The organism is Allobosea sp. CER48 (genome assembly GCF_044752385.1).
In the GTDB taxonomy this organism is placed as follows: domain Bacteria; phylum Pseudomonadota; class Alphaproteobacteria; order Rhizobiales; family Beijerinckiaceae; genus Allobosea.
This window is the reverse complement of sequence record NZ_JBIWYK010000246.1, coordinates 1-4,696: the sequence shown is the minus strand read 5'-3', so window position 1 is coordinate 4,696 and position 4,696 is coordinate 1. Positions and strand designations below refer to the sequence as shown.

Here is a 4,696-nt window from a genome sequence, read left to right as displayed (position 1 = left end):
ACCAGCGATCTCGGCCTCCACCTCATTCTTCCAGGCCTCGCCGTGGTCTCAATCGAGCTCAGCATCGGCGCGCGGCCGGTCGGCGCCGCCTCGTTGGCGCCAGACGGCCGGCAGCCGCGCAGACGCGCAGACGCGACTGTTGCCGACGGTCGCCCCCCGTCGGCTCGGGGGCGGTTACTGCGCTGTGGCGCCTCAGCGCTGCAGGCGCTGCTTGATCCGCTTGATCAGGCCGTCCCGCACCTCGCGATAGGCGTCGAGCTTCTGCTCGCGCGAGCCCTGGAACACCGTGGGGTCGACGGTAGGCCAGTACTCGACCTCGGCGGCATGGGTGCGGGTGAGCTCCAGGGCCTTGTGATGCGCCTCGGGCGAGAGCGTGATGATCAGATCGAAGTTGAGCCCTTCCCACTCCTCCAGCTCCTCGATCGATTTCGGCTTGTGCTTCTTCAGATCGATGCCGATTTCGTCGAGGACGCCGAGTACGAAGCCATCGGGCTCGCCCTTGCGGGCCCCCGCCGACTGGACATAGATCGACTTGCCGAAGAAATGCTTGGCCAGGGCCTCGGCCATCGGCGAGCGCACCGCATTCATGGCGCACATGAACAGCACGCTCTGGACCTTGCGCGGGAGGGGGAGCGCGTGCGCCGCATTTTCCTCATGCGAGTCGGAGTCCGCTTCGCTGGAAAATGCTTTGGGCTCCAAGCGCATCAACCCTTCCAGTGCAGGGCGTAGATCAGCGTGAAGAGCCGTCGCGCCGTATCGAAATCGACCTCGACCTTGTTTGCGAGCCGCTCAGCCAGGATGCCGGCCGCTTCATCGTGCAGACCACGCCGGCCCATGTCGATCGCTTCGATCTGCGTCGGCGTCGCCGTGCGGATCGCTGCGTAGTAGCTTTCGCAGATCAGCTCGTAGTCCTTGATGATGCGGCGGAACGGGCTGAGCGAGAGGTGGTGTGTGATGACGGGCGCGCCGTCCGCCTGCTTGATCTCGAAAACGAGGCGGCGCTCGACCATGGCGAGATGGGCGAGATACGGACCTCCGTCATGCTCCGGCACGACGAAGCTGTTGCGCTCGATCAGATCGTAGATGGCGACGGCGCGCTCGTGCTCCTGATCGGGCGAGCCGCGGCCCAGCGAGTTCTCATCGAGCGTCACGCCGACGAGGCACTGCGTATTGGAAGTCGAGGCGTCGGACATCGCTCCTCCTGGTGCAGCGCGGCGCGGAGCCCGACGCTCAGAGATTGAGCCTGATCGTCACGGATCGGCCATGCGCCTGCAACCCCTCCGCTTCGGCGAGCCGCGTCGCGGCCGAGGCAAGCGCCCGAAGGCCGTCCGGGCCGCATTTCAGCAGCGAAGTCCGCTTCATGAAATCGCCGACGCCCAGGCCGGAGGAGAATCGGGCCGAGCGAGCTGTCGGCAGGACGTGGTTAGGGCCGCCGACATAATCGCCGATGGCCTCCGGCGTATGGCCTCCGAGGAAAATCGCGCCGGCGTTGCGGATCAGGCCGGCTAGACGGTCCGGATCAGCGGTCATGATCTCGAGATGCTCCGGCGCGATGCGGTCGACCAGCGGCACGGCCGCTTCGAGGTCGGCGACCAGAAGGATCGCGCCGAACTCCTGCCAGCTCCTTCCTGCGATATCGGCCCGAGGCAGCGCCGCGAGCTGGGCGGCGACGGCCTTCTCGACCTCGGCGGCGAGCGCGGCGTCGTCCGTCATCAGGATCGACTGGGCGGAGACGTCATGCTCGGCCTGCGCGAGCAGGTCGGCAGCGATCCAGTCCGGGTTGGCGGTACCGTCGGCAATCACGAGCACTTCGGAGGGGCCGGCGATCATGTCGATGCCGACCTGCCCGAAAACGCGGCGCTTGGCGGCCGCGACATAGGCGTTGCCGGGACCGACGATCTTCGCGACCGGTGCAATGGCTTGCGTGCCATAGGCCAGTGCGGCGACGGCCTGCGCCCCGCCGATGCGGTAGACCTCGTCGACGCCAGCGAGCCTGGCAGCCGCTAGCACCAGCGGGTTGGTCTCGCCGCGCGGCGTGGGCGCGACCATGACGATCCGCGGCACGCCGGCGACCTTGGCAGGGATCGCATTCATCAGCACCGAGGACGGATAGCTCGCCGTGCCGCCGGGGACATAGAGTCCGACGGCCTCGACCGCACTCCAGCGCCAGCCGGCTTCGACACCGGCCGCATCCCTGACCCAGGAATCCTCCGGCTTCTGACGCTCGTGATAGACGGCGATGCGGTCGCGTGCCGTCTCCAGCGCCGCGAGCAGTTCCGGCGAACAGGCGGCTACGGCATCGTCGATCTCGGCCTCGCTGACGCGCAGGGTCTGCGGGGTCAGCTCGAGGGCGTCGAACCGGCTAGTATAGGCCAAGAGCGCGGCATCGCCCTTTTCGCGCACCTCGCCGATGATATCGGCGGCAACGCGATCAACCTCTTCGGACACCTCGCGCTTGGCGGACAAGAGCGCGGCGAAGCCCTCGGCGAAACGTGCGTCCCTGTCGTCGAGCCTGATCGGCATCGCAATGTTCCTGGCAATCGTCGCGAGAAATGAACGGCTGGGATCAGGCGTCTGGATGGCCAGGGGTCGCCACGGCTTCCCAAACCGGGCCGAGGTCCTTCATCTGCGCCTCGACACATTCGACCGAAAGGCGGATCGCCGCCCCTTCCGAGAAATGCAACGTCACGTCGCCGGCCGGGTCCTCGCCCTGGTCGAAGGTGATCGCCAGGAGGTTCAGGACCTTGTCCGGATCGTTCTTGTCGAGCTTGGCGCTGCGCACGGATAGCACGCGGTCGAAATGCAGCGCCGTCAGCCGGCGCCGGCGCCGGCGCTTGTCCTGCTGCGCGCCCTCCCAGTCGAAACGACGCAATGCGAGGGCGAAGCGCTTCTCGGCCGGCAGATAGCGCAGATCGGCCGCCTTCAGCACGGCATCCTGAAGATGGGCCGAGACGATCGCGAGGTCGTCCGGATCGAGCGCGATGAGTTTCAGCGGAGCGGCGACGTCATCTGACATGATGGTGTTCTGACGAGCCGCCCCGAGAAAATCAACCGTCCAGACTCAACCGCTGATGCGCTCCACCACGGCGCCGCAGCGCGTGAGCTTCGCTTCCAGCGCCTCGAAACCACGATCGAGGTGATAGACACGGTTGATGGTGGTGTCGCCCTCGGCGGCAAGGCCGCCGATGACCAGCGAGACCGAGGCGCGCAGGTCCGTCGCCATCACCGGCGCGCCGGTGAGCTTCTCGACGCCGTCGACATGGGCGACGTCGCCGTCGAGCCGGATCTTCGCGCCAAGCCGGGCGAGCTCCTGCACGTGCATGAAGCGGTTCTCGAAGATGGTCTCGCGGATGCGCGAGGTGCCCTTCGCCTTGGTCATCAGCGCCATGAACTGCGCCTGCAGATCGGTCGGGAAGCCGGGGAACGGATCGGTGTCGACATCCACGGCCTCGATGCCGTGGCCATTGCGGCGCACCCGGATGCCTTCATTGGTCTCGTCGACCTCGACGCCGGCCCTGGTCAGCACGTCCAGCGCGGATTGCAGGAGATCGGCGCGCGCGCCTTCCAGAACCACATCGCCGCCGGTCATCGCGACCGCCATGGCATAGGTGCCGGTCTCGATCCGATCCGGCAGCACCGCGTGATGCGCGCCACCGAGGCGGGAGACGCCGGTCACCACGATGCGAGACGTGCCGGCGCCCTCGATCTTGGCCCCCATCTTCACGAGGCAAGCGGCGAGATCGGTGACCTCGGGCTCGCGTGCGGCATTCTCGATCACGGTCGTGCCGTCAGCGAGGACAGCGGCCATCAGGGCGGTGTGCGTGCCGCCGACCGTAACCTTCGGGAAGACGATCTCGCCGCCCTTCAGCCCCTTGGGGGCACGCGCCAGCGCATAGCCATTCTCGATCGCGATCTCGGCCCCGAGCTTCTCCAGGGCCATCAGCAGCAGATCGACCGGCCGCGTGCCGATGGCGCAGCCGCCCGGCAGCGAGATCTTGGCCTCGCCCATCCGGGCCAGGATCGGCGCGATCACCCAGAAGCTCGCCCGCATGGTCGAGACCAGCTCATAGGGCGCGCAGGTGTCGACGATCTGTCGGGCGGTCAGCGAGATGTTCTGCCCGGTTTCGGCCGACTGGCCGATGCGCTTGCCGGCGACGGTGCGGTCGACGCCATGGTTGGACAGGATGCGTGAGAGCGCCGTGACGTCCGAGAGACGCGGCACATTGGTCAGCGTCAAGGTCTCGTCGGTCAGCAGGCTCGCGATCATCAGCGGCAAGGCGGCGTTCTTGGCGCCGGAAATCGGAATCGCGCCATTGAGGCGCTGGCCGCCGGTGATGCGGATCTTGTCCATCGTCAGGTCCTGCTCGGCCGGACCGGGAAACCCGGCGGCTCTCGAAGTTAAGGAAAGTCAGGACCGGGGAGTCTCGGCCTGAGCGGGAGGCGCCGGCTCCTGCGCTTTCGCCTCCTCCGAACGGCGAGCGCGAGCCTGGGCCTTGCGGCGCTTCAGGTTTTCGCGGAGCGCGGCGGATAGGCGCGCCTGCTTCTCGTCCTCGGCTGTCTGGCGGGTCACGGCATCAGCTCGACATGGCTGTTTGAACGCGGGAACGCGGCGAATTAGCGGCGGTATCGTTAGACCCACATCAGCCTGGGGACAAGCGCCACCGGGCGTCAGGCGCCGTTTCAGTCCGCGACACGC

5 protein-coding genes are annotated in these 4,696 nt (G+C 67.3%); all 5 read right to left on the bottom strand.

The features are described 5' to 3' along the window. Positions 1–192: 192 nt before the first annotated feature. Positions 193–597, bottom strand: coding sequence for an arsenate-mycothiol transferase ArsC (locus ACIPIA_RS10570; RefSeq protein WP_400509261.1), 405 nt, complete (start codon positions 595–597; stop codon positions 193–195). A gap of 107 nt (positions 598–704) precedes the next feature. Continuing rightward, on the bottom strand, positions 705–1,193 hold the full coding sequence (locus ACIPIA_RS10565; RefSeq protein ID WP_400509260.1) for a UPF0262 family protein: 489 nt from the start codon (positions 1,191–1,193) through the stop codon (positions 705–707). Positions 1,194–1,230: 37 nt separating this feature from the next. Next, positions 1,231–2,523 (bottom strand): histidinol dehydrogenase, encoded by a 1,293-nt coding sequence (gene hisD, locus ACIPIA_RS10560; RefSeq protein ID WP_400509258.1) that lies wholly within the window; start codon positions 2,521–2,523, stop codon positions 1,231–1,233. A 43-nt stretch (positions 2,524–2,566) separates the two neighbouring features. Next, complete coding sequence (locus ACIPIA_RS10555) at positions 2,567–3,016, bottom strand: DUF2948 family protein (protein WP_400509256.1); 450 nt, start codon at positions 3,014–3,016, stop codon at positions 2,567–2,569. 45 nt (positions 3,017–3,061) lie between these two features. After that, positions 3,062–4,351: a UDP-N-acetylglucosamine 1-carboxyvinyltransferase gene (gene murA / locus ACIPIA_RS10550; protein WP_400509254.1), complete on the bottom strand. Its 1,290-nt coding sequence runs from the start codon at positions 4,349–4,351 to the stop codon at positions 3,062–3,064. Between the last annotated feature and the right edge of the window lie 345 nt (positions 4,352–4,696).